The organism is Herbaspirillum huttiense (assembly GCF_004367745.1).
GTDB lineage: Bacteria > Pseudomonadota > Gammaproteobacteria > Burkholderiales > Burkholderiaceae_D > Herbaspirillum > Herbaspirillum huttiense.
Window position 1 is genome coordinate 5,668,688 of the sequence record NZ_CP037993.1, and the last position, 23,088, is coordinate 5,691,775.

Below are 23,088 nucleotides of genomic sequence, written 5' to 3' on the forward strand. Positions count from 1 at the left end.
ATGCGTGATGACGGTGCGGATTACAGCGCGAATTACAGCGTCTTGATGCGCTCGACCATTTCTGCGCCGAATGCGATGTAGGCCTGTGCGCCCTTGGACGAAGGATCGAAGGTCACGCCCGGCAGGCCATACGAGGGCGCTTCGGCCAGTCGCACATTGCGCGGGATGACGGTCTTGAAGACCTTGTCGCCGAAGTGCTGCTCCAGCTGGTCCGAGACCTGCTGCGACAGCGTCATGCGGGGGTCGAACATCACGCGCAAGAGACCAATGACTTTCAGTTCCGGGTTCAGCTTGGCGTGCACCTTCTTGATGGTGTTGACCAGGTCCGACAAGCCTTCCAGCGCGTAGTACTCGCACTGCATCGGGATGATGACGCCATGCGCCGAGCACAGGCCGTTCAAGGTCAGCATGGACAGCGCAGGCGGGCAGTCGATGAGGATGAAGTCATAGTCCTCTGCGACAGCGGCGAAGGCGATTTTGAGGCGCGCTTCGCGCTGTTCCAGCTCCACCATTTCCACTTCGGCACCGGCCAGTTCGCGGTTGGCGGGCAGCACGTCGAAGCCGCCGGCCTCCGAACGCTTGCGCACGGCGCGGATATCGGACATGCCCAGCAGCACTTCATAGATCGAGCCTTCCAGCGTCGCCTTGTTGATCCCGGCACCCATGGTGGCATTGCCCTGCGGGTCGAGATCGGCCAGCAGCACGCGCTGGTTCAGTTGTGCCAGTCCAGCCGCGAGATTGACTGCGGTAGTGGTCTTGCCTACGCCACCTTTCTGGTTGGCGACACAAAATATTTTTGCCATAGTTCGTTCTTATGAGTGCGTTATTGCGTGGTCAACTTGATGCCGAAACCGATCAGGAACACGCCGGCTGCCCGTGAGGCCAGCTTGGCGATGGTGCGATTGCGGGCCATGCGGCGGGCGGCGGCATTGCCGACGATGACCAGGAAACTGCCATACAGGAGGGTGCAACTGCTGATGACTGCGCCCATCGTGAAGAAGGTCAGCGCGCCTTGCTGCGTGGCCGGATCCAGGAACAGCGGGAAGAAGGCCATGTAGAACACGATGGCTTTCGGGTTGAACAAGGTGACCAAAAAGCCGCGCCGGAAATCTGCGGCATTGGAAAAGGGTACGACTGTACCACCGCCCTCGCCTCTTGCAAACAGGAGACGTCCGCCCAGGTAGGCCAGATAGGCCGCGCCCAGGTATTGCAGGCCATGGAACAGCAAGGGATTGGCATGCAGCAGAGCCGCCACGCCGGCTGCGGCCAGGAACATCAGCACGATGTCGCCCAGCATGAGGCCCGCCTGCGCCATGAAGCCGCCGCGCAAGCCGCCCTTGGCCGCGCAGGTGAGCACGCAGAAGGTACCGGGACCAGGCAGGAGCAGGAACACCATGGTGGCCGCAATCAATTGCCAGATGTCGGTGATGCCGAGGGAATGAAAGATCGCCTGCATGGTGGGTCTCCTTGAATGTGAGCGGCCCGGGTTGCTGCCCGGGCCGCTGGCCTGATGTGAGGTACCGTGTTACGGCTTGCTCTTGACCACCCGCGCGGTATCGAACCCTTGCTTGGTGGCGTTGTTGAGTGCGTTCTCGTATTGCTCGTCACTGATGGTGGGCGTGCGCGAGAGGATCCACAAATATTCGCGCGAGGGGCTGCCCACGGTGGCCAGGGTGTATTGATCGTCCAGGTCCATGATCCAGTAGTCGCCCCACACCATCGGGATCCAGGACAGCCAGGCCGGTGCAAAACGCACTTCCAGCTTGCTGTTGTTGCTGCCCGGGACCACCCGCGCCACGCCCTTGGCTTCATCCGTGCCATCGGCCGTCTTGCAGCGGTTGACGACATCGATCATGCCATCATCGCGCGCGGAATACTCTGCGCTGGTGCCGGAAATGCATTTTTTCTGGAAGCTGTTGGGAATCTTGGCGATTTCGTACCACTTGCCGGCGTAACGCTTCAGGTCTACCGACGGGACCGTCTTGACCTCCTGGGCGGAGGCGGATGCCATGCCCAGGCCGCCATAGGCTGCCATCGAGACCATGGTGGCCACCAGGGCCAGTTTCAGTTTGTTCATCAGGTCGTTCTTTCCATGAAGATGAGATGCCGTTCGGCATCCAGGCCCGGTACCTGCAGGGGCTGCACTTGCTGCACCTTCCACCCCGCCGGCAACCGGTCGATTTCTTCCTGCGGCAGCACGCCCTTGAGCGCGATGTACTTGCCACCTTGTTGCAGGAGGTGGTTCGACCATGTGACGAAGTCCTTCAGTTCCGCAAAAGCACGTGAAGTGATGACATCGTATTGTTGCTCGACAGGCAACTGCTCGACCCGCGCATGCAGCACCGTCACATTGCCCAGATGCAATTGGGCCTTCACCTGATTGAGGAAGGCGGTTTTCTTCGAAACCGTATCGACCAGGGTAATCTGCATCTGCGGCTGCGCCTCGGCCGCCCAGATGGCCAGCACGATGCCCGGCAGGCCGCCACCGGCACCCACATCCAGCACACGCTGGGCACCCGCGAAGGCCGACACTGCCGAGAGCGAATCCAGCAAGTGGTGCGTCACCATCTGTGCCGGATCACGCAAGGCGGTCAGGTTGTAGACCTTGTTCCACTTGGCCAGCAGAGCCTGGTATGCCATCAGCTTGTCGATCTGGGCAGCGGAGAGCGCCAGGCCCATGGCCGTGGCGCCTTCCTTCAGGGTGCGGGTCAGATTGTTCAGGTCTGCAGTGTTGCTCATCCGTGATGCCTTGGTATTGATCTGGTTCGGGACGGGTGTCCGGTATTTTTCTTCACGCCGCCTGGTTGTCAGCGCCAGTAGCCTGTTTCAGGCCACCCTTCTTCAGGTGCACCAGCAGCAGCGACAGCGCCGCCGGGGTCACGCCGGAGATGCGGGAAGCCTGGCCCAGGGTTTCCGGGCGATGCTTGTTGAGCTTCTGGCGGACTTCGATGGAGAGTGCCTTGACGTCCATGTAGTCGAGGTCGGCCGGCAGCTTCAGGTTTTCATTGTGATCCTGGCGGCTGATCTCGTTGGCCTGGCGCGCGATGTAACCGGCGTACTTGACCTGGATCTCGACCTGTTCACGCACCGGGCCCTCTTCGATGCCGGGGCCGGCCAGCGCCTGGCCTTCGGTGCCGGTCAGGCCCATGAGGCTGTCATAAGTCACGTTGGGACGGCGCAGCAGGTCCAGCAGGTTGTATTCGCGCTCGATGGCCTTGCCCAGCACGCGCTCGGCTTCCGCGGCGGCCAGGATGCGCGGGTTCACCCAGGTCGACTTCAGGCGCTCCATTTCACGTGAAACGGCTTCGCGCTTGCGCTCGAAGGCTTCCCATTGCGCATCGCCGACGCAGCCGAGTTCGCGGCCGATTTCGGTCAGGCGCAGGTCGGCATTGTCTTCGCGCAGCGAAAGGCGGTATTCGGCGCGGCTGGTGAACATGCGGTACGGCTCCTGCACGCCTTGGGTGACCAGGTCGTCGACCAGCACCCCGAGGTAGGCTTCATCGCGGCGCGGGGTCCAGGCTTCACGGCCCTGGGTCTGCAGGGCGGCGTTGATGCCGGCCAGCATGCCTTGGGCGGCCGCTTCTTCATATCCGGTGGTGCCGTTGATCTGGCCGGCGAAGAACAGGCCCTGGACCTGGCGGGTTTCCAGCGAGGACTTCAGGCCGCGCGGATCGTAATAGTCATATTCGATGGCATAGCCGGGACGCAGGATGTGGGCGTTTTCCATGCCCTTCATCGAGCGCACCAGTTCCAGCTGCACGTCGAATGGCAGGCTGGTGGAGATGCCATTGGGGTAGAACTCGTGGGTGGTCAGGCCCTCGGGTTCCAGGTAGATCTGGTGCGAATCCTTGCTGGCGAAGCGATGGATCTTGTCTTCGATGGAGGGGCAGTAACGCGGGCCCACACCTTCGATGACGCCGGTGTACATCGGGCTGCGATCCAGCCCGCCACGGATGATGTCGTGGGTGCGACTGTTGGTATGGGTGATCCAGCACGGCATCTGGCGCGGGTGCATGGCGGCATTGCCCATGACGGAGAACACCGGAACCGGATCGAGATCGCCCGGCTGCTCTTCCAGAATCGCCAGGTTGATGCTGCGGCCATCGATGCGCGGCGGGGTGCCGGTCTTCAGGCGACCCTGCGGCAGCTTCAATTCCTTCAGGCGTGCCGACAGCGAGACCGCAGGCGGATCACCGGCACGGCCACCGGAATAATTGTTCAGGCCAACGTGGATCTTCCCGTCCAGGAAAGTACCGGCGGTCAGCACCACGGCATGGCCGGCAAAGCGGATACCGGCCTGGGTGATGGCGCCGACGACGCGGTCGCCTTCCAGCATCAGGTCATCCACCGCCTGCTGGAACAGCCACAGGTTGGGCTGGTTTTCCAGGCGCGAGCGGATCGCTGCCTTGTACAGGATACGGTCAGCTTGGGCGCGGGTGGCGCGCACGGCCGGGCCCTTGGACGAATTCAGGATGCGGAACTGGATGCCCGCCTCATCGGTGGCAATCGCCATCGCCCCACCCATGGCATCGACTTCCTTGACCAGGTGGCCCTTGCCGATCCCGCCGATGGAGGGATTGCAGGACATCTGGCCCAGGGTTTCGATGTTGTGCGTCAGGAGCAGGGTTTTCTGGCCCATGCGTGCTGCGGCCAGTGCAGCTTCGGTGCCGGCGTGACCGCCGCCAACGACAATGACGTCAAATTGTGTGGGGAATAGCATGATGCGGGCCTCGCGTAGAGGTGAGAACAGAGGCGAGATTATAAGACCTTTTATCTGGCGGGGTCCGAGGTGGGGTCGGTAGCTGTTGGTTTACCGCACTTCCCTGCCCTGCCAGACACTATCGGCCCACCGATTCGATAGTCTTGGCTGATCAATGAAACATCGATGGGGATTGTTTCACGTGAAACAGCGGGCTGGATTTTGTGGCTGAAGCAGGAATATGAATAAAAAAACGGAGCATCGCGCTCCGTCTTTTGGGTCGGGGGTCGGATGTTTCACGTGAAACACCCGGTGAAGCTTTTTGCTCTATTTGAGGAAGGCGTCGTAACCCGACTTCAGGATCAATGCCCCCACCACCACCAGGAACAACTTGCGGACGAACACACTGCCATGTTTCATCGCCAGTCGTGTGCCCACCAACGAGCCGCCAATGTTGAACACCGCCATCAGCAAACCCAATTGCCAGATGACGTGGCCGCTGTACCCGAACCAGCACAGGGCTGCCAAGTTGGTCGCAATGTTGACGAACTTGGAGACGGCCGAGGCCGACAGGAAGTCATAGCTGAACACCCGCACGAACAGGAACACCAGGAAGCTGCCCGTACCTGGACCGAACACGCCGTCATAAAAGCCCACTGCCCCACCGATCAGCGCGGCGTAGATGATTTCCCGGGTGCCGCTTAGCGTGGGCGCATGGGTGGTGCCGAAGTCCTTCTTCTTCAACGTGTAGAGTGCAACGGCGATCAGGACGAAGGGCAAGGCCTTGCGAATCAGGTCGGTCGGAATATGGGTGACGACATAGGCCCCAAAGAAGGAAAAAGCAAAGGCAGCCATCGCGGCTGGTGTCACGGTGCTCCACCTCACCGCGACCTTGCGCGCGAAGTTGATGGCAGCAGCACTCGTCCCCATTACCCCGGCCACCTTGTTCGTCCCCAGCAAAGTCGCCGGGGCAGTATTGGGAAAGACGGAGAACAGCGTCGGCACCAACACCAGTCCGCCGCCGCCCACCACGGCATCGATCAAGCCGGCAACGAAGGCCGCGCCACACAACACTACATAATCCAGCATCACTTGCCCTCCCCGGTCGACGTGAAGAAATGAACTGCAAGATCGGCAAAGGATGAAACAGGGCTGAACATGGGATGAGGGGGGATGGATAAACGGTGAAATGAAGAATGGATCCGGCGGGCCACATTCTACCGCCCTGCCCCGGCTGGCATCAGCCACAGAGATGACGCTTTGGGCACTGTTGCGGAACACATCCCTGCTGTTCTGGCTGGCCCGTCATGAAGACAAAAAATTACCGCCGGGAAATCACCCTAGAGTGACTTGCCGGCGGCAGATGAAGTTTTAAACTTCAGCGAAACACTAGTGCGATCCCTTGGCCTGCCCCTTCCCGGCCAAGGCCAGGATCTCGCCCACGATGCCTTTGCGGAAAGCCAGCACGCAGACGATGAAGATGAAGCCGGTCACAATCGTCACCGAATCTCCCAAGGTATTGAACCAGTCGATGCTGGTGACGTTGGCCAGCCAGGCACCGATATCCCCCAGCTTGTTCTCCAGCATGATGATGATGATCGCGCCGACAATGGGACCGACAATGGTACCCAGGCCACCGACCAGGGTCATCAAGACCACCAGGCCGGACATGCTCCAGTGCACGTCGGTCAGTGTCTCGAAGCCCAGCACCAGCGTCTTGGTGGCACCCGCCAGACCCGACAAGCCGGCCGACAGCACGAAGGCCAGCAGCTTGTAGCGCGCCACGTCATAGCCCAGCGAGATGGCACGCGGTTCGTTCTCCTTGATGGCCTTGAGCACCTGGCCAAACGGGGAATGGATGGTCCGCACGATCAGCGCAAAGCCTGCCACCGCGATCGCCAGCACGACGTAGTACAGGGTCATGTCGCTGCCCAGGTCGATCACGCCCAGCAGCTTGCCGCGCGGCACGCCCTGCAAGCCATCCTCGCCACCGGTGAACGGTGCCTGCAAGGCCACGAAGAACAACATCTGCGCCAGCGCCAGGGTGATCATGGTGAAGTAGATGCCCTGGCGGCGAATCGCCAGCAGCCCCATCACCAGGCCGATCAGAGCACCGGTCAGGGTACCGATGATCAGGCCCAGTTCGGTCGGCAAACCCCACACCTTCAGCGACTGGCCGCACATGTAGCCGGCCCAGCCGAGGAAAGCTGCATGACCGAAAGACAACAGGCCGGTGTAGCCGATCAGCAGGTTGAAGGCGCAGGCGAACAGCGCAAAGCACAGCATCTTCATCAGGAACACCGGGTAGATGCCGAACGGTGCCGCCAACAACAATATTAGTAAAACAGCAATTCCGATTTTCTTGTTCATGCCGGTCTCCGATTATTTCTCTTTGCCGAACAGGCCGGCCGGACGGACCATCAGGACGATGGCCATGATGATGAAGACCACGGTGGCCGACAGTTCCGGATAGAACACCCGGGTCAGGCCTTCGATCAGCCCCAGCACCAGTCCGGTGATGATCGAACCGAGGATGGAGCCCATGCCGCCGATGACCACCACCGCAAAGACGGTAATGATCAGGTTGGAACCCATCAGCGGCGACACCTGGATCACGGGTGCCGCCAGCACGCCGGCGAAGGCCGCCAGCGCTACGCCAAAGCCGTAGGTCAGGGTCACCATCAGGGGCACGTTGATGCCGAAGGCTTCCACCAGCTTGGGGTTCTCGGTGCCGGCGCGCAGGTAGGCACCCAGGCGCGTCTTCTCGATCACGAACCAGGTGGCGAAGCAGATCACCAGCGAGGCCACCACGACCCAGGCGCGATAGTTGGGCAGCACCATGAAGCCGAGGTTGGTCGCGCCCTGCAGCAGGTCAGGCACCGAATACGGTTGGCCCGAGACGCCATAGATGGAGCGGAAGATGCCCTCGATCATGAGCGTGATGCCGAAAGTCAGCAGCAGCCCGTAGAGGTGGTCCAGCTTGTAGAGCCAGCGCAGCATCGTCTTCTCGATCACGATGCCGAACAGGCCTACCAGGATCGGTGCCACGATGAGCATGACCCAGTAATTGAGACCGAGATAGGTCAGGCCCATCCAGGCCAGGAAAGCGCCCAGCATGTAGAGCGTGCCGTGCGCGAAGTTGATCACGTTGAGCAAGCCGAAGATCACCGCCAGGCCCAGCGAGAGCATGGCGTAGAAGGAGCCGTTGACCAGGCCCAGCAGCAGCTGGCTCAACAAGGCTTGCAGGGGTATGCCGAATAGTTCCATAAAAACCCGTTCATCCAGATGGGTGAAGAACGCCACCGCTTACAGCAAAAATCTGCCATCCCCGCGTGAACAGAAATGACAGATTTTGCTGGCTGTGCGATGGCCTTACTGCTTGATGCGTGCAGCTCGATGCGAAAGGATTACTTCCAGGCCGCGCACTTGGATTCGGCCTTGGTGGTCCACGCCTGCTCTGCCGGAATGGTCTGCACCAGCTTGTAGTAGTCCCACGGGTACTTCGAATCCGCCTGGGCCTTCACCTGATACAGGTACATGTCGTGCACCACGCGGCCGTCGGCGCGCAGGTAGCCGTTCTTCTGGTACATGTCGTTGAACTTGGCCTTGCGCAGCGCAGCCATGACCTTGTCGGAATCATCGGTACCGATTTCCTTGACGATCTTCAGGTACTGCAGCGCGGCCGAGTAATCGCCGGCCTGCAGGGAAGACGGCATTTTCTTGCGCACGGCGAAGTAGCGCTTGGCGAAGGCACGGGTTTCCTCGTTGGCATCCCAGTACCAGCTGTCGGTGAGGTACAGGCCTTCGGTGTTCTTCAGGGTCAGCGAGTGCACGTCGTTGATGAACACCAGCAGACCCGCCAGCTTGGCCGTCTTGGTGATGCCGAACTCGTTGGCGGCCTTCACCGAGTTGATGAAGTCGCCACCGGCGTTGGCCAAGCCGATGATCTGGGCCTTGGAGCTCTGTGCCTGCAGCAGGAAGGACGAGAAGTCCGACGCGCCCAGCGGGTGCTTGACCGCACCCACCACGGTGCCGCCGGAGGCCTTCACGACGTTGGCGGTATCGGATTCCAGCGAGTGGCCGAAGGCATAGTCAGCGGTCAGGAAGAACCAGCTCTTGCCGCCCTGCTTCACCACCGCCGAACCGGTGCCCTTGGCCAGGGCCACGGTGTCGTAGGCGTAGTGCACGGTGTAGGGCGAGCACTCTTCATTGGTCAGGCGGGCCGTGCCGGCACCGACCGAGAAATACACCTTCTTCTTTTCGGCTGCGACCTTGGCGCTGGCCAGGGCAGTGCCGGAGTTGGTGCCACCGATCAGCACATCCACGCCCTGCTGGTCGAACCATTCACGGGCCTTGCTGGCGGCCACGTCGGCCTTGTTCTGGTGGTCGGCCACGACCAGTTCGATCTTCTTGCCGTTGATGGAACCGCCCATGTCGGCGATGGCCATCTTGATGGCTTCCGCGCCACCCTGGCCGTCGATGTCCGAATACACGCCCGAGATATCGGTAATGAAACCGATCTTGATCACATCCCCCGAGATCTGTGCCGAAGCCGGCGCGGTCGCGAATGCCGCAGCGGCTGCGGTAACGGCCAGTGCCATTGCCTTGAGTTTCATTTTCATCTCCTCTGTTATGAAGCCCGCTTGATGATTTCGATGCGAGACAACTTGGTGGAACGGGGAGAGGATCTGCTCACCCCGCGGACGTACTTGTTGGCAGTACTTCTTAGTCGTGAAGCTGGTGATACCGGAAAAATCTGGAGGCCGCCCTCGGCAGTGCAGTGCAATGCCGAGGCGCGATGCTTAAACGCCGAGCAGTTCGTTCAGGGTCTGCATCTTCGCTTCCAGCTGGGAGGAAGCGAAGGATTCGACGATCTGGCCGTGTTCCATCACATAGAAGCGATCCGCCAGCGGCGCGGCGAAGCGGAAGTTCTGCTCGACCATGACGATGGTGTAGCCCTTGGCCTTGAGCGTGGTGATCATGCGGGCCAGGGCCTGCACGATGACCGGCGCCAGGCCTTCGGAGATCTCGTCGAGCAGCAGCAGGCGGGCACCGGTGCGCAGGATGCGGGCCACCGCCAGCATCTGCTGTTCACCACCGGACAGGCGCGTGCCCTGGCTGTTGCGACGTTCCTTCAGGTTGGGGAACATCTCGTAGATCTCGTCGATGGACATGCCCTTGTCGGTCTTGGAGACGAAAGGCGGCAGCATCAGGTTTTCTTCGGCCGAGAGCGAGGAGAAGATGCCCCGCTCTTCCGGGCAGTACCCCACGCCGTAGTGAGCGATCTTGTGGGTGGCCAGGTTGATGGTTTCCTGGCCGTTGATCTTGATCGAGCCCTTGCGGGTACCGACCAGGCCCATGATGGAGCGCAGCGTGGTGGTGCGGCCGGCGCCATTGCGGCCCAGCAGCGTCACCACTTCGCCCTGGTGGACGTTGAGGTTGACGTTGTGCAGGATGTGCGATTCGCCGTACCAGGATTGCAGATCACTGATCTGCAGCACCAGCGGCGCGGAAGAAGAAGACGTCGTCATGGCAGCAGCATTCATGGTGGCGGTACTCATCAGTGAGCCCCTTGCAGTTCGGCCGAGGTGCTGCCCATGTAGGCTTCCATCACCTGCGGATTGCGCGAGACTTCTTCATAGCTGCCTTCGGCCAGCAGCGCGCCGCGTTGCAGCACGCTGATGCGGTCGCAGATGCCGGAGATCACGCTCATGTTGTGCTCCACCATCAGGATGGTGCGGCCGGCCGAGACCTTCTTGATCAGGGCGGTAACACGGTCCACGTCTTCGTGGCCCATGCCCTGGGTCGGTTCGTCCAGCAGCATCAGTTCCGGCTCCATGGCCAGGGTGGTGGCGATCTCCAGGGCGCGCTTGCGGCCGTACGGGAGGTCCACCGTGGTGGTGCGGGCAAAACTGGTCAGGTCCACTTCTTCCAGCAGCTGCATGGCGCGCTCGTCGAGCTGCTTCAGGCTCTCGCCGTTCTTCCAGAAATGGAAGGACGTACCGAGCTTGCGCTGCAGGCCGATGCGCACGTTTTCCAGCACGCTCATGTGCGGGAAGACAGCAGAAATCTGGAAGGAACGAATGATGCCCTGGCGCGCGATCTGCGCAGGCGCATCCATGGTGATGTCTTTGCCGTTGAACAGGATCTGGCCCGAGGTCGGGACCAGGAACTTGGTCAAGAGGTTGAAGCAAGTCGTCTTGCCGGCACCATTGGGGCCGATCAAGGCATGAATGTGACCGCGCTCAATTTGCAGGTTGACCGCGCTTACTGCCGTGAAACCCTTGAATTCCTTCGTCAGGTTTCGTGTCTCCAGAATGACGTCTGTCATGGTCTCTTCTTTCCCTTTGATGCCCGCGCCGGTGGATCCGGTCGTCAAGGCCTGCCTGCTGCAGAACACTGAATCTTTGGGATTCAGGAACCGCTTTGTTTACCTGGCGAATCGAGAAGCTAGTTTTAATATTTGGCGCATAGTAGCCGGTTCGTACCATTCATACAATACGTATAAGTACCGTATGGTCCAGCGCCTGAGAATTGCCGTCTTATGCCCGGGAAAGCAGGCTGGACGCGACTTTCTCGGCGATCATGACAGTCGGGGAATTGGTGTTGCCGGAGGTGATGGAGGGCATCACGGAGGCATCGGCCACGCTCAATCCTGACACGCCACGCACCCGGCATTGGGCATCGACCACGGCCATGGCATCATCGCTGCGGCCCATGCGGCAGGTACCGACCGGATGGAAGATGGTGGTGCCCACTTCACCGGCGGCGCGATACAAATCGGCTTCACTTTCATACTGCGTGCCGGGCTTGTATTCCTCCGGGCGATAACGCGAGAGTGCGGGTGAGGCCGCGATGCGGCGAGTCAGGCGCAGAGCGTTGGCGGCGACCTTGAGGTCTTCTTCGGTAGAGAGATAGTTGGTGGTGATGCGCGGGGCCAGTGCGTGATCGGTCGAGCCCAGGCGTACATGGCCGCGCGAAGTCGGACGCAGGTTGCATACGCTGGCGGTGAAGGCCGGGAAGGCGTGAAGAGGATCCCCGAATTTTTCCAGCGACAGCGGCTGCACGTGATACTGCAAGTTGGCGCTGGCCTGCTGCGCATCGGACTTGGCAAAGGCACCCAGCTGCGAGGGCGCCATCGACATCGGGCCGCTTTGCAGGAGCAGGTATTCCAATCCGATCTTCATCTTGCCGACCAGAGTGGACGCCATGGCGTTGAGGGTCCTGGCACCATCGACCTTGAAGACCATGCGCATCTGCAGGTGATCCTGCAGGTTCTCGCCCACGCCTGGCAGCGCATGCACCACCGGGATCTGGTGCTGTTGCAGCAGCGCGGGATCGGCGATGCCCGACATCTGCAGGATGTGCGGCGAACCGATGGCACCGGCACAGAGGATGGTCTCCTTCGCTTCGGCAAACCAGGCACTGCCCCCGCCGGTGAATTCGACACCGGTACACACCGGCCCCTGCTCGCCCTGCTCCATGCGCAGGCGGCTCACGTGGGAGCCGGTCATGATGGTGAGGTTGCCATCCTTCATGGCAGGCCGCAGGAAGGCCTTGGAAGCGTTCCAGCGCACGCCGCGTTTCTGGTTGACGTCGAAGTAGCCAGAGCCCTCGTTATCGCCGCAGTTGAAGTCCTCGACCTTGGGGATGCCATTCTCGGCGGCCGCATCGCGGAAGGCATCGAGGATGTCCCAGCGCAGGCGCTGCTTCTCCACGCGCCATTCACCGCCGGCACCGTGGAACTGGCTGGCACCGAGGTGATAGTCCTCGCTTTTCTTGAACAGTGGAAGGACGTTCTGCCAGCGCCAGCTGTCGTCCCCCGTGACTTCGGCCCAGTGATCGTAATCACGCGCCTGGCCACGCATGTAGATCATGCCGTTGATGGAAGAGCAGCCGCCCAGCACCTTGCCGCGCGGGTAGATCAGGCTGCGGCCGTTGAGGCCCGGATCGGCCTCGGTGCGGAACATCCAGTCAGTGCGTGGATTGTTGATGCAGTAGAGATAGCCGACCGGGATGTGAATCCAGATGTAGTCGTCCTTGGCCCCCGCTTCCAGCAGCAGCACCTTCTTGCCGGTCTGGCGCGAAAGCCGGTTGGCCATGACGCAGCCGGCGGTGCCGGCACCAATGATGATGTAGTCGTATTGCCCTGCCGATTGCATGGTGTCTCCGCTGGCTTGTTATTGTGATCTTGTGGTCTTGTCGTCTGCTGCCGCCCCTGCCCCGGCAAGAGGCGGCGGCGCCCCGCTTACTTCGCCACCGGCATGGTGAACTCAGCCCCCTTGCCGATGGTGGCGGACCAGCGCTGCATGATGGACTTGTAGCGCGTATAGAAGCGGATGCCCTCTTCGCCATAGGCATGGGTATCGCCGAAGAGCGAGCGCTTCCAGCCACCGAAGGAATGCCAGGCCATCGGCACCGGAATGGGCACGTTGATGCCCACCATGCCGACCTGGATGCGGCGCGAGAATTCGTGCGCGGTATTGCCGTCGGCCGTAAAGAGCGAGACGCCATTGCCGTACTCATGCGCGTTGATCAGCTGCACGGCCGAAGCGAAGTCCGGCACGCGCACCACGCACAGCACCGGACCGAAGATTTCTTCCTGGTAGATCTTCATCTCGGTCGTGACATTGTCGAAGAGCGTGCCGCCGATGAAGAATCCTTCCTCATGGCCCGGCACCTTCAGGCCGCGGCCGTCGACCAGCAGCTTGGCACCGGCATCCACGCCGCTCTGGATGTAGCCCTCCACCTTGGCCTTATGGGCGGCGGTGACCAGCGGGCCCATCTCGGCGTCGTCTTCCATGCCGTTCTTGACCTTGAGTGCCTTCACGCGTGGGATCAGTGCATCCACCAGCTTGTCGGCCACGCTGCCCACGGCCACCGCCACCGAGATCGCCATACAGCGCTCGCCGGCCGACCCATACGCCGCACCGATCAGGGCATCGACGGCCTGCTCCAGGTTGGCGTCGGGCATGACCACCAGGTGGTTCTTGGCACCGCCCAGTGCCTGGGCGCGCAGCGGGAAGGTGCCCGCACGCTCGGTGGCCTTGCGGTAGATGTATTCGGCAATCGGGGTGGAGCCGACGAAGGACACGGCCTGCACCTCCGGATGTTCCAGCAGCGCGTCCACGGCCACCTTGTCGCCCTGGACCACGTTGAAGACGCCATCCGGCAGGCCGGCGCGCTTGAACAGTTCAGCCAGCATCAGCGAAGGTGAAGGATCGCGCTCGGAGGGCTTCAACACGAAGCTGTTGCCGGTCGCAATGGCGATCGGTGCCATCCACAGCGGCACCATCACAGGGAAGTTGAACGGCGTGATACCGGCCGTCACGCCCAGCGGCTGGCGCAGGTTCCAGTTGTCGATGCCACCGCCGATGTTGTCGGTGAACTGGGTCTTGAGCAATTGCGGGATGCCGGTGGCGAATTCGACGATCTCCAGGCCACGCGTGACCTCCCCTTTCGCATCCGAAAACACCTTGCCGTGCTCCAGGGTGATGGCCTTGGCCAGCGCATCGTGGTTCTGCTCGATCAGCTCCTTGAACTTGAACAGCACCCGCGCCCGCTTCAAGGGAGCCGTCTCGGCCCAGGCCGGTGCCGCCGCACTGGCGGCTGCCACGGCCGCATTGACTTCCTGCACCGAGGCCAGCGAGACCTTGGCGGTGGCAGCACCGGTGGCCGGATTGAAGACATCCTGGCTGCGGCCGCTCTCGGAGCGGGAAATCTGGCCATTGATGAAGTGATCGATGTGCGGGAGGCTCATAAGGTTTCCTTTGGTGTTTTCAATGAAGGTGGAAGGCGCTGTCTCCTGCTCCCTCCTGCAATCTGGCCAGTCCGTCACCCCGACGGACCCATGGCATGGATGAGCAAGAATAGTCGCCCACCCGCCGGACATCCAATGAGGAATTATCAAGAGCAATATAAAGATTGCTTATAATCTGGACTTTCTTGTACACACGCTACCCACAAGATCCTCACAGCCTGATCACAGGGATATCCACGGGTTTATCCACATCCGGGTTCGTGAATAAGAAGGATCAATTGCGGGAGAAGACGATGGATCTGACCCAGTTACGCGCATTTATCGCAGTCGCCCATGAGGGCAACCTGACCCGGGCCGCTGAAAAACTGCATCTCACCCAACCCGCAGTGAGCTTGCAGATCAAGGCCTTGCAGGAAAGTCTTGGCATTGGATTGTTCAATCGGAGTGCATCCGGCATGGTCCTCACCGCCGAGGGCAACACTTTGTTGCCGCTGGCCGAGCGCGTCCTGTCCGATGTCCAGGCTTTACGGCGGCACGCGACCGACTTGCGATCGAGTGAAAATATCGTGTCCGGGACATTGGCCATCGGCACGATCCTGGATCCGGAGTTCATCCGGCTCGGCGCTTTCCTGAAGTTGCTGGTCGAGCGCCATCCGCAATTGTCGACTCAGCTGGCGCATCACATGTCGGGATCGGTCCTCAATGAAATCCGGGCTGGCCATCTGGATGTGGGATTCTTCCTGGGCGACCCCGGCAAAGGTTTTCATGCGATGACGCTGACCTCGTTCAGCTACAACGTCATCGCGCCCGCGGGCTGGAAGAACCGTGTCTCGGGCAAGGGATGGAAGGAACTGGCGCGGCTGCCGTGGATCTGGACGCCGCCAGAATCTGCACATCATCGTCTATTAAGCAAGATCTTCGCTCAACATCAGATAAAACCACAGACTGTAGCCTTGGTTGACCAGGAATCATCGATGCTGGATCTGGTGAAATCGGGGGTGGGATTGTCCTTGGCGCGCGAATCGATCGCGCTCAACCAGGCTCATGCGCATGGCTTGGTCATTGCAGATGCGGTCGAACTGTCGACTGAACTCAGCTTCATTGCATTGGAAAAACGACAACATGAAGCAGCGATCAAGGCGGTTTTCCAACTGTTGCAACAAGTCTGGCAGAACTGAGCGCGACTAGAAAGTTGCCGCATTGACATCTCAATGGGTTGCATTAAAGCAATATCTTTCGGAAATCTCCTTCTTCCTGCCGAACCTAAAGGACTTTTCATCCGTATCAGGAGCTTGCCAAGGCCTTTTGGTGCGGTTTTTGGGGTTGAAAGCCAATTTTTTGGAAAGATGTCCACTGCGCACGCGCTTTCGGTTCTTTAATTCAGATGTGGATATATATAAGTAGTAGTAGTTGTTAACGTCGCCAAAAACTGTGGATAACTCGGTTTACGCGAAAAAAATCAAGACTTTAGCTTTCTGATAAACGCTTGGTAAGCTTCTGCATTATCGAGGCACAGATTCTGGACAAAAATTCGGCCGTGGATAAATCGGCGAGATATACCCAAAACGCCCAGCGGATATGCAGAGACTTATCCACAGGCAGCCTCCAAACCCCGCAAAATGACGGTATGGACTCCCAAAAACCTTTCCTGATCGCAATTCAGCCTTCGGGTTTGCAATTTGAACAAGTCGCCGGACTCTCGGTGTTGCAATCAGGCTTGCGCGCCGGCATCCGGCTGCCGAATTCCTGCCGGAATGGCACTTGCCGGACTTGCAAGTGCAAATTGTTCACAGGCGAGATCGCTTATCAGATCGAATGGCCCGGCCTGACGCGAGAAGAAAAGGCCGAAGGCTGGATCCTGCCTTGCGTGGCCGAGGCCCGAAGTGACCTGGTGCTCGACGTTCCAGCTGCCGTCGACCTGAAGGCTTGATGTTTTATCCACAGCGGTCCCCGGAACCGGTCGATTTTTAGCCGACAAACCCCGATCACCTCTCCCTGTGGATAAAAAAAGCCGTCCAAGGCGGCGCGGAGGCCGCTGGCAGGATTTCTTTTCCACAGCGCTCTGCACCCTGCGTTCTCTCTGACTGCGTCGCACAGGACGTCATTCAATGCCCTTGCCGACGATCAGCTGTAAAAACACCTGCACTGCAAGCTTTTCCTGGTCGACAAGCGCCTTCATCCACGAACACCTTTGTTTTGCCCACAGCCGGTAGCGGTCCTGATGGCCTGCAAACCAAGCCGCGTCGCGTGCGAAAGCTCGCGCGCTTAGGCTTTAAATCTAAGCTGTTTATAAAATTAGTAGTGATGGTTAACGTCAGCCATGCGTTGTGGATAACCTTGTTTACGTGTGAAAAATCAGTTGTTTACGAAAAGGACAACGCCTTGGGCAAGGTCTGTATGAAGTCATAACCGATCTTGGATAAAAATCCGCCTTTGGATAACTTTTTGACTTTTCCCCAAACGATGAAAAAGTTATTCAGAACTTTATCCACAGGCTGCGCGGAAATTGATGGATTCGCGTCGTGAAGGCAGGGAATTTCGGGATGTCACCGATTTCAGGCAATTTGACCCCGATTTAAGACCTTGGCATGGGGGAAACGGGGGGGACGGAGGGGGATTTCGGGAAATTTGCCCACAGGTGAAAAAAGCAAACAGCAGCCAAGGTGCATCGCGACTCATCCGAAATCACACAAAAAGCCAGCGGGCCAGGAAAGTTATCCCCTGGCCCGCCGGCTTTTTTCATGGTGTTTTGTGGCTGCCTATTTTTTAGGCGTTGACTTCAACGGCAGGGATTTTCCCGGTGGCGGGGCCTGCGGCGCCTTCTTCACTTCCTCCAGCAGCTGGCCACATTCGGCCTTCTGATCACCATCGATATTGATGAGGGGCAGGATGGCCGTTACCGGTGCCAGCAGGCCGAGCGCCACCGCACCGCCAGCACGCAGTGCCAGCACACCCTTGTTCACGCCGACATCCGGATTCTTGAAGCTGCCCTTCACGTACAGCGGCGAGCGCAGCGAGATGATGCGCAAGCCCTTGCTGCGCGGATGCACGTTCAGGTCCAGCTGTTCGTGCTTCATGTCGATGCTGCCATCGACCACGATCAGGGCGTCTTCAGTGTCCAGCAGGAGGGTCTTCACGTTCATCACGCCATCGCGCACCGGCAAGTCGCCGGCCAGGCAATTGAGCTTGACCTCCTTGTCGCCAAACAGCTTGCTGATGACCACGTTGCCTACATTCAGGCCCGCGGCTTCCAGCAGGAATTTGCTGATCGCCCCTTGGTTGACCAAAGTCTTCACTTCGCCATTGGCCGAGCCCAGCATGGCGGCGACCGAATTGCCCGTCGCGCTCAGCTTCGCATCGCCGTTGATCTCGCCGAAGCTGGTGCGCGAGGCATCGAGCTGGGGATAGAGTTTCTGGATCTTCAGCTTGCGTGCAGAAAGCTTCATCTCGGACTTCATGCGTGCCGCCTGCCCATCCAGCCGGATGGTGGAGGTCAGGTTACCGCCGGCCACGCCGAAATTGAGGGGATCGAGCGTCAGCACCTTGTCCTTGAGGATCAGATGCGCCTGCAGGTCGCTGATGGGCAGTCCCTGCTGGCGCGTGATGCTTTTGCCGGTGAAGCGCACGTCCGCATCCAGTGCGCCCCAGGCATCGGTACTGAAGGTCTTGACCGGCAACACCTTGTCGCCGGGCTGGCGCTCCTCGGCACCGCGCTGGGCTTTCTCCGCATTGGAGTCGGCACCGATCAACGGCGCCAGATCATCAAAGCGCAGCACGTTGGAGGTCAGCGCCCCGGTCAGTTGCGGGCGCGCGCCCCCGGTCAGGTAGTCCAGGCTGCCGTTGAGATCGCTGTCGCCGACCTTGCCGCTGAAGTCCTGGTAATGCCACTCGCTGCGATCCGGGGAGATCTTGCCGATCAGGCGGCCCTCGGTGGCGAAGGGCGGCGTTTCCGGCAGCAGCACGCCGGTCAGGGGATAGAGATTGCCCATGCTGGCCCCGGCAATCGACAGCCGCAGGTCCAGCGCGGCCAGTTCGGCCGGCTTGGTCAGGGTGCCGCGCACGCCGATGGCGGTCTTGCCGACCTTCACCTGGGCTTGCAGCGGATACGGTTGCTGCTGGTCCTGCAATGACAGCACGCCGCCGGCCTTGCCTTCACCTGCAACCGGCGCGCCGTTGAAACTGCCGGTCAGCTTCCAGCCCAAGCCATAGACCTTTTCCTTGTCGGGATCGAGGGTGTCGATGTCGGCCTTGATGTTGATCTTTTGCACAGCGTCGTTGAGGGCCAGCTTGCCCTGGCGCAGGCTGATGCGGCCCAGTTGCAGCTGCCAGGCCGATGGAGTGCTGCTATCGGTCTTGAAAGTCCAGTTGTTCACAGCCTCGCGGTTGCGCAGCAGAGAAACTGAAGGATCCTGCACTTCCAGCGACGGCAGCGAAATCTTGTGCACAAGCAGCGGCAAGGGATTGAGCGTGAAAGTGACTTGTCGCACTGTCGCCATCTGGCCTGAGGACGCGAACGCTGCCGGATTGCCCAGGCGCAGATTCTCCGCCTGCAAGCGCGGCCACGGCACCCAGCGCGCCCAGAAGCCGGCCGGCGGCGTGGTCGGCTCAGGTCGTTGCCAGTGCAGGGAGAGATTGCCGTCGATGGCGAACTCGCGCCCGGTGGCGGCCGAGACGCGGGTATTGATCCAGGGCTTGGCCCGGTTCCAGTCGAAGGTAAGAATGAAAATGACCGCGGCGGCGATCACGAGGACGAGGCTGGCAAGCAGCCAAAGGAGGATTCTGGTCAGGCGCGGCATCGGGTCGGCTTCCCTGGTTGGGGTTATCAACAGGCACCGATGCGCGCGGACGGGGGCTTTCCGGGCGTCTGTCTCCTGGACGCCTGTGGATGAGTCAGTTCGGAAAAGCCGGGTATCGCACGCGCTGCATCAGCGCTTCATGTTGATACGACCGAATTCATCATGGGTTGTTGCAGACAAGTGCGCACGCAGCCACTTGTGGGCGGGATTGCGGGCGTCCCGTTCATGCCAGAGCATGTCGACATGCTCTTCCGGCGTCTGGAAGGGCAATTCCTTCACCACCAGCGCCTCGGCCATGCCGGTGGCTGCCACCAGATGGCGCGGCAGCACGGTGATGAGCTCGGAGCTGGCCACGATGCGCCCGGCCGTGAAGAACTGGTTCACCGTCAGCAGGATCTTGCGCTCGCGGTTCATGCCCGCCAGCACATCATCAATGACCGCATGGGGTTTGCCGGACAGGCTCACCAGCAGGTGATCAGCGCTGCAGTAGCTATCCAGTGTCAGCGGCTGGCCGGCCAGCGGATGGTTCTTGTGCATCACGCAGACGTACTGCCCGGTGTAGAGCCGCGCATGGCTGATCTGGCTCTTGGCCATGCCCTGGCCATCGGCCAGCTGCGCGGTCACGCCGGGGAAAAAGCCGACGGCCAGGTCGATGTCCCCGCGCAGCAGCATGGCGCGCGGGTCGCGGGTGGTCAGCGGCATCATGCGGATCTTGATGCGCGGGGCGTCGCGCATGATGGTGCGCACCAGCGAAGGCAGCCACAGCGCGGCCGTGGCATCCACCATGGCCATGCGGAAGGTGTTCTGGGCACGCGAGATGTCGAAGCTTTCCGGCGCAATCACCGCTTCCAGCTCGGACAGCGCCCGGCGCACGGTCGGCCACAGTTCTTCGGCGCGCGGCGTGGGCTTGACGCCGTGGGCGGTGCGGATCACCAGGTCATCGTTGAGGGTGTCGCGCAGGCGGCGTAGCGCATTGGAGACAGCCGGCTGCGTCATGGCCAGCAAATTGGCGGCGCGCGTGAGGTTCTGCTCGGTCATGACGGCGTCGAATACGCGCAACAGGTTCAGGTCCAGGGTGAGAAAGCTCATAGGGCGGGCCTTTGCGGCGGTAAGGAGAGGCAGTAGGGACGCCGGTGATCGCCGGCAGAAAGATTATTCACAGATTATATAACTGATATCCGAAACGGAAAGTGGGCAAACAAATGTGAGTTCACTACACTGCAATGCAACATAACACACAACGTCAAGGATCGAATCATGGCAACCATCGCACAAAGCACCAACAGCACCTTCAAGAGCAAGTTCGCCGCTGTCATGCGCAACATCTTCATCCACTTCGTCAAGGCCCACGAGCTGCAAGCCGTTGCTCTGGTCGCCGCCGAACAGGATCGCGCTACCGGTGCCCGCCAGCTGAACCGCATGGCCGACAAGTTCGAAGCCACCCAGCCGAACCTGGCTGCTGAACTGCGCTTCATCGCTTCGCGCGGTTAATCGAAGGTTTCTGCTTTACCAGATTCAAGTTTTACCGGTCGCGCATGACTTCTGCGTGACCTTGGCATCAGCCCCGAGGCCGATGCCGGTAGTGAAGGATTTCGGTAGTTCCCGGCGCGTACGGCGCTTATGTTGACGCTGATTCGATCAACGCGTCAGGACACCGATCCGTTGTCTCCTCCTCCCTCTTTAGGAAGGATTAACCCCGCAGGCTCAGCCTGTGGGTTTTTTTTTCGTGGGTCGGCTACGAGCCCCGTCCGGCGGGCTTCCTGCCTTTGCAGGCTTCATTTCCGGATGGCCGGATGTGAGCGTTTAGCCCGATTTCCCCATGTCAGATATTCAGCGCCCTCGGGCTTGGCGTCAAACGGCGTTGTAAATCCGCATCGGTTCCGTCAAGAAAGGTGTGTCGGAGCGACTGCATCGGCGGCCCCTGACCGGCTTGTCTCGCGCTTGACGCGGGTTCCAGGGCGATATGAAGAGTTTTGCATGCTGAAAGCGCTTTATTCACAAACGCTATAACTGATATGAGAACTCTAAAGTAGTCATACAGGGTCCCAACCATCATACTGCGACGCAACAACAGTGAACTTGAATGCCGCGCAATCGTGTCGCGGCCTGATTATCAGAGGTAGAAATATCATGTCCTTCCTGAACCTGGCCTTTCCCGCAGAAGCAGCCCTGCCCTTCGCGCAGTCCTTCTTTGGTTTGATCGCGGCTTATGTCCGTCCGGCGCTGGGTCTGGGTGCACTGGTGACCCTGGTGATGGTGTTCAAGCCGCTGATCCTGGGGCTGGCGCAAGCCGCCGTGCTGCTGGTCAAGCCGCGCAAGTCGCTGGAGCAACGCATCCTGGCGCACAAGTTCAGCGGCAAGATGATGCTGAACCGCATGGCCAATGAATACAGCCTGTCCCAACCGAGTTTTGCCGCCGAACTGCGCAACATGGCCGCGCGTGACTGATCCAGTCCCCGCCTGACCGTAGTTCGAGGCCCACCGGCTTCTGGTCGTGTAGTAGAAGTTTTGTAGGTCGTACTGTGTCTCCTCCTCCCTCTTTAGGAAGGATTAGCCCCGCCAGCGCAAGCTCGCGGGGCTTTTTTTTGTCCACAGCCCGCGTCATGGCCGTCAGCAATCGTGATAACTTGTCTACCTGACTATCTTCACAGCCTTACCGCAAGACATCATGTGCCAGCTTCTAGGGATGAACTGCAACACCCCCACCGATATCGTCTTCAGCTTCACCGGCTTTGCCACCCGTGGCGGGCTGACCGATCATCATCGCGATGGCTGGGGGATCGCCTTCTTCGAGGGCTCCGGGGTGCGCACCTTCGTGGATCACCAGGCCGCCGTGGAGTCGCCGGTGGCCGAGCTGATCAAGCGCTATCCGATCAAGTCGCAGCACGTCATCGCCCATATCCGCAAGGCCACGCAAGGCCGCGTCACGCTGGCCAACTGCCATCCCTTCGTGCGCGAGCTCTGGGGCCGCTATTGGGTGTTTGCCCACAATGGTGACCTGAAAAACTTCACCCCCACGCTGGACGGGCCTTTCCGGCCGGTCGGTACCACCGATAGTGAACTGGCCTTCTGCTTCATCCTGCAGGAGATGCGCAAGCGCTTCGGCGACACCCTGCCCTTGCTGGCCGACCTGCGCGTGGCGCTGCGCGAGATCGTCGACGGCATCGCCAGCCATGGCACCTTCAACATGCTGCTCTCGGACGGCTCGGCGCTGTATACCCACTGCTCCACGAATCTCTATTACATCGTCCGCCAGCATCCCTTTGCCAAGGCCAAGCTGTCGGACGAGGATCTTTCGGTCGACTTTTCCGAGGTCACCACCACCAATGACCGGGTGGCCGTGATCGTCACCCAGCCGCTGACCGACAATGAAGTCTGGACCCAATATCAGACTGGTGAAATGAAGGTCTTTGTCGATGGTGCCGTGGTCGACTGAGGCCGGCCTTTTTGTTTTATCCACAGCCGGTTTTTTCCTTCAGTTCATGTTGCCCACAGGGGAAATCGGGGACAGGATCCGTCCCGATTTCCGGTTTTGCACAGGCTGTTACAAAAAACATCGTCCCCAAGGATGAGCTAGTCTTGTCCACAAGCGGGCTACTCTGTCCCCCTATCACCCGCCCCTCAAGCGCCTTTGCGTGAACGTCACGAAGATGGCTGCTGCGCAGCCTGTGGATAGATGAAGTTTTTCAGGGTTTTTTGACGGTTCGCCTGTGGATAACTTAAGTTTACCGGAGTAAAATGCGTCCCTCGTTTCGCGCCCGGACGACTTCGTCCACAGGCCCGTCCTTTGGATGCGGCAGTCGGGCGCCGCAATCATCCGACAAGAAAGCTTC

At 60.2% G+C, this 23,088-nt stretch carries 20 protein-coding genes; 5 read left to right on the forward strand and 15 right to left on the reverse strand.

Going from position 1 to position 23,088, the window contains the following annotated elements; translation table 11 throughout:
- Positions 1-32 precede the first annotated feature (32 nt).
- The 13 genes from E2K99_RS25280 to E2K99_RS25340 form a co-directional block, all read right to left on the reverse strand.
- Entirely contained in the window at positions 33-803 is a 771-nt protein-coding gene (locus E2K99_RS25280; RefSeq protein ID WP_134223975.1) for a ParA family protein, read from the reverse strand.
- Between the two features lie 20 nt (positions 804-823).
- Positions 824-1,456, reverse strand: a complete 633-nt coding sequence (leuE, locus tag E2K99_RS25285) for a leucine efflux protein LeuE (protein WP_134223976.1) — start codon at positions 1,454-1,456, stop codon at positions 824-826.
- A 69-nt stretch (positions 1,457-1,525) separates the two neighbouring features.
- Positions 1,526-2,077, reverse strand: coding sequence for a lipocalin family protein (locus E2K99_RS25290; protein WP_134223977.1), 552 nt, complete (start codon positions 2,075-2,077; stop codon positions 1,526-1,528).
- Complete coding sequence (gene rsmG / locus E2K99_RS25295; protein WP_039782933.1) at positions 2,077-2,739, reverse strand: 16S rRNA (guanine(527)-N(7))-methyltransferase RsmG; 663 nt, start codon at positions 2,737-2,739, stop codon at positions 2,077-2,079. The genes E2K99_RS25290 and rsmG overlap by 1 nt, the downstream gene beginning before the upstream one ends.
- Positions 2,740-2,791: 52 nt before the next feature.
- Positions 2,792-4,720 carry a tRNA uridine-5-carboxymethylaminomethyl(34) synthesis enzyme MnmG gene (mnmG, locus tag E2K99_RS25300; RefSeq protein ID WP_121037409.1) on the reverse strand — a complete coding sequence of 643 codons (1,929 nt, stop codon included), beginning with the start codon at positions 4,718-4,720 and terminating at the stop codon, positions 2,792-2,794.
- Positions 4,721-5,026: 306 nt separating this feature from the next.
- Entirely contained in the window at positions 5,027-5,788 is a 762-nt protein-coding gene (locus E2K99_RS25305) for a sulfite exporter TauE/SafE family protein (RefSeq protein WP_039782929.1), read from the reverse strand.
- Positions 5,789-6,088: 300 nt separating this feature from the next.
- Positions 6,089-7,069, reverse strand: coding sequence for a branched-chain amino acid ABC transporter permease (locus tag E2K99_RS25310; protein ID WP_121037407.1), 981 nt, complete (start codon positions 7,067-7,069; stop codon positions 6,089-6,091).
- Positions 7,070-7,081: 12 nt separating this feature from the next.
- Positions 7,082-7,966: a branched-chain amino acid ABC transporter permease gene (locus tag E2K99_RS25315; protein ID WP_034335261.1), complete on the reverse strand. Its 885-nt coding sequence runs from the start codon at positions 7,964-7,966 to the stop codon at positions 7,082-7,084.
- Positions 7,967-8,106: 140 nt separating this feature from the next.
- Positions 8,107-9,315 (reverse strand): ABC transporter substrate-binding protein, encoded by a 1,209-nt coding sequence (locus E2K99_RS25320; RefSeq protein WP_134223978.1) that lies wholly within the window; start codon positions 9,313-9,315, stop codon positions 8,107-8,109.
- 186 nt (positions 9,316-9,501) lie between these two features.
- Positions 9,502-10,260 carry an ABC transporter ATP-binding protein gene (locus tag E2K99_RS25325; protein ID WP_371925508.1) on the reverse strand — a complete coding sequence of 253 codons (759 nt, stop codon included), beginning with the start codon at positions 10,258-10,260 and terminating at the stop codon, positions 9,502-9,504.
- Positions 10,260-11,030, reverse strand: coding sequence for an ABC transporter ATP-binding protein (locus tag E2K99_RS25330; RefSeq protein WP_034335283.1), 771 nt, complete (start codon positions 11,028-11,030; stop codon positions 10,260-10,262). Before E2K99_RS25330 ends, E2K99_RS25325 begins: the two co-directional genes overlap by 1 nt.
- 211 nt (positions 11,031-11,241) lie before the next feature.
- Positions 11,242-12,861 (reverse strand): GMC family oxidoreductase, encoded by a 1,620-nt coding sequence (locus tag E2K99_RS25335; protein WP_134223979.1) that lies wholly within the window; start codon positions 12,859-12,861, stop codon positions 11,242-11,244.
- An 86-nt stretch (positions 12,862-12,947) separates the two neighbouring features.
- Positions 12,948-14,459 (reverse strand): CoA-acylating methylmalonate-semialdehyde dehydrogenase, encoded by a 1,512-nt coding sequence (locus E2K99_RS25340; RefSeq protein WP_121037399.1) that lies wholly within the window; start codon positions 14,457-14,459, stop codon positions 12,948-12,950.
- Positions 14,460-14,752: 293 nt separating this feature from the next.
- Here E2K99_RS25340 and E2K99_RS25345 point away from each other — a divergent pair, with 293 nt between their 5' ends.
- Both E2K99_RS25345 and E2K99_RS25350 read left to right on the forward strand, forming a co-directional pair.
- Entirely contained in the window at positions 14,753-15,637 is an 885-nt protein-coding gene (locus tag E2K99_RS25345; RefSeq protein ID WP_134223980.1) for a LysR family transcriptional regulator, read from the forward strand.
- A gap of 449 nt (positions 15,638-16,086) precedes the next feature.
- Entirely contained in the window at positions 16,087-16,389 is a 303-nt protein-coding gene (locus E2K99_RS25350; protein ID WP_134223981.1) for a 2Fe-2S iron-sulfur cluster-binding protein, read from the forward strand.
- Positions 16,390-17,218: 829 nt separating this feature from the next.
- On the opposite strand, the gene E2K99_RS25355 is transcribed toward E2K99_RS25350, so the two are convergent.
- The gene (locus E2K99_RS25355) at positions 17,219-19,255 is read right to left on the reverse strand and encodes an AsmA family protein (protein ID WP_199724988.1); all 2,037 of its coding nucleotides are present in this window, start codon (positions 19,253-19,255) and stop codon (positions 17,219-17,221) included.
- A 129-nt stretch (positions 19,256-19,384) separates the two neighbouring features.
- Positions 19,385-20,344, reverse strand: a complete 960-nt coding sequence (locus tag E2K99_RS25360) for a LysR family transcriptional regulator (protein ID WP_034330421.1) — start codon at positions 20,342-20,344, stop codon at positions 19,385-19,387.
- A gap of 168 nt (positions 20,345-20,512) precedes the next feature.
- Here E2K99_RS25360 and E2K99_RS25365 point away from each other — a divergent pair, with 168 nt between their 5' ends.
- From E2K99_RS25365 to E2K99_RS25375, 3 genes are all read left to right on the forward strand, one after another.
- On the forward strand, positions 20,513-20,746 hold the full coding sequence (locus tag E2K99_RS25365) for a hypothetical protein (RefSeq protein WP_034330420.1): 234 nt from the start codon (positions 20,513-20,515) through the stop codon (positions 20,744-20,746).
- A 639-nt stretch (positions 20,747-21,385) separates the two neighbouring features.
- Positions 21,386-21,703, forward strand: coding sequence for a hypothetical protein (locus E2K99_RS25370; RefSeq protein WP_034330301.1), 318 nt, complete (start codon positions 21,386-21,388; stop codon positions 21,701-21,703).
- 220 nt (positions 21,704-21,923) lie between these two features.
- Entirely contained in the window at positions 21,924-22,691 is a 768-nt protein-coding gene (locus E2K99_RS25375; RefSeq protein WP_039782910.1) for a class II glutamine amidotransferase, read from the forward strand.
- The last annotated feature ends 397 nt before the right edge of the window (positions 22,692-23,088 follow it).

Coding starts and splice junctions, on each gene's coding strand:
- E2K99_RS25345 (WP_134223980.1), top strand. CDS start 14,753: ATGGATCTGACCCAGTTACGCGCATTTATCGCAGTCGCCCATGAGGGC.
- E2K99_RS25280 (WP_134223975.1), bottom strand. CDS start 803: ATGGCAAAAATATTTTGTGTCGCCAACCAGAAAGGTGGCGTAGGCAAG.
- E2K99_RS25325 (WP_371925508.1), bottom strand. CDS start 10,260: ATGAGTACCGCCACCATGAATGCTGCTGCCATGACGACGTCTTCTTCT.
- E2K99_RS25365 (WP_034330420.1), top strand. CDS start 20,513: ATGGCAACCATCGCACAAAGCACCAACAGCACCTTCAAGAGCAAGTTC.
- rsmG (WP_039782933.1), bottom strand. CDS start 2,739: ATGAGCAACACTGCAGACCTGAACAATCTGACCCGCACCCTGAAGGAA.
- E2K99_RS25335 (WP_134223979.1), bottom strand. CDS start 12,861: ATGCAATCGGCAGGGCAATACGACTACATCATCATTGGTGCCGGCACC.
- E2K99_RS25330 (WP_034335283.1), bottom strand. CDS start 11,030: ATGACAGACGTCATTCTGGAGACACGAAACCTGACGAAGGAATTCAAG.
- E2K99_RS25320 (WP_134223978.1), bottom strand. CDS start 9,315: ATGAAACTCAAGGCAATGGCACTGGCCGTTACCGCAGCCGCTGCGGCA.
- E2K99_RS25315 (WP_034335261.1), bottom strand. CDS start 7,966: ATGGAACTATTCGGCATACCCCTGCAAGCCTTGTTGAGCCAGCTGCTG.
- E2K99_RS25375 (WP_039782910.1), top strand. CDS start 21,924: ATGTGCCAGCTTCTAGGGATGAACTGCAACACCCCCACCGATATCGTC.
- leuE (WP_134223976.1), bottom strand. CDS start 1,456: ATGCAGGCGATCTTTCATTCCCTCGGCATCACCGACATCTGGCAATTG.
- E2K99_RS25350 (WP_134223981.1), top strand. CDS start 16,087: ATGGACTCCCAAAAACCTTTCCTGATCGCAATTCAGCCTTCGGGTTTG.
- E2K99_RS25305 (WP_039782929.1), bottom strand. CDS start 5,788: ATGCTGGATTATGTAGTGTTGTGTGGCGCGGCCTTCGTTGCCGGCTTG.
- E2K99_RS25355 (WP_199724988.1), bottom strand. CDS start 19,255: ATGCCGCGCCTGACCAGAATCCTCCTTTGGCTGCTTGCCAGCCTCGTC.
- E2K99_RS25340 (WP_121037399.1), bottom strand. CDS start 14,459: ATGAGCCTCCCGCACATCGATCACTTCATCAATGGCCAGATTTCCCGC.
- E2K99_RS25290 (WP_134223977.1), bottom strand. CDS start 2,077: ATGAACAAACTGAAACTGGCCCTGGTGGCCACCATGGTCTCGATGGCA.
- E2K99_RS25310 (WP_121037407.1), bottom strand. CDS start 7,069: ATGAACAAGAAAATCGGAATTGCTGTTTTACTAATATTGTTGTTGGCG.
- mnmG (WP_121037409.1), bottom strand. CDS start 4,720: ATGCTATTCCCCACACAATTTGACGTCATTGTCGTTGGCGGCGGTCAC.
- E2K99_RS25360 (WP_034330421.1), bottom strand. CDS start 20,344: ATGAGCTTTCTCACCCTGGACCTGAACCTGTTGCGCGTATTCGACGCC.
- E2K99_RS25370 (WP_034330301.1), top strand. CDS start 21,386: ATGTCCTTCCTGAACCTGGCCTTTCCCGCAGAAGCAGCCCTGCCCTTC.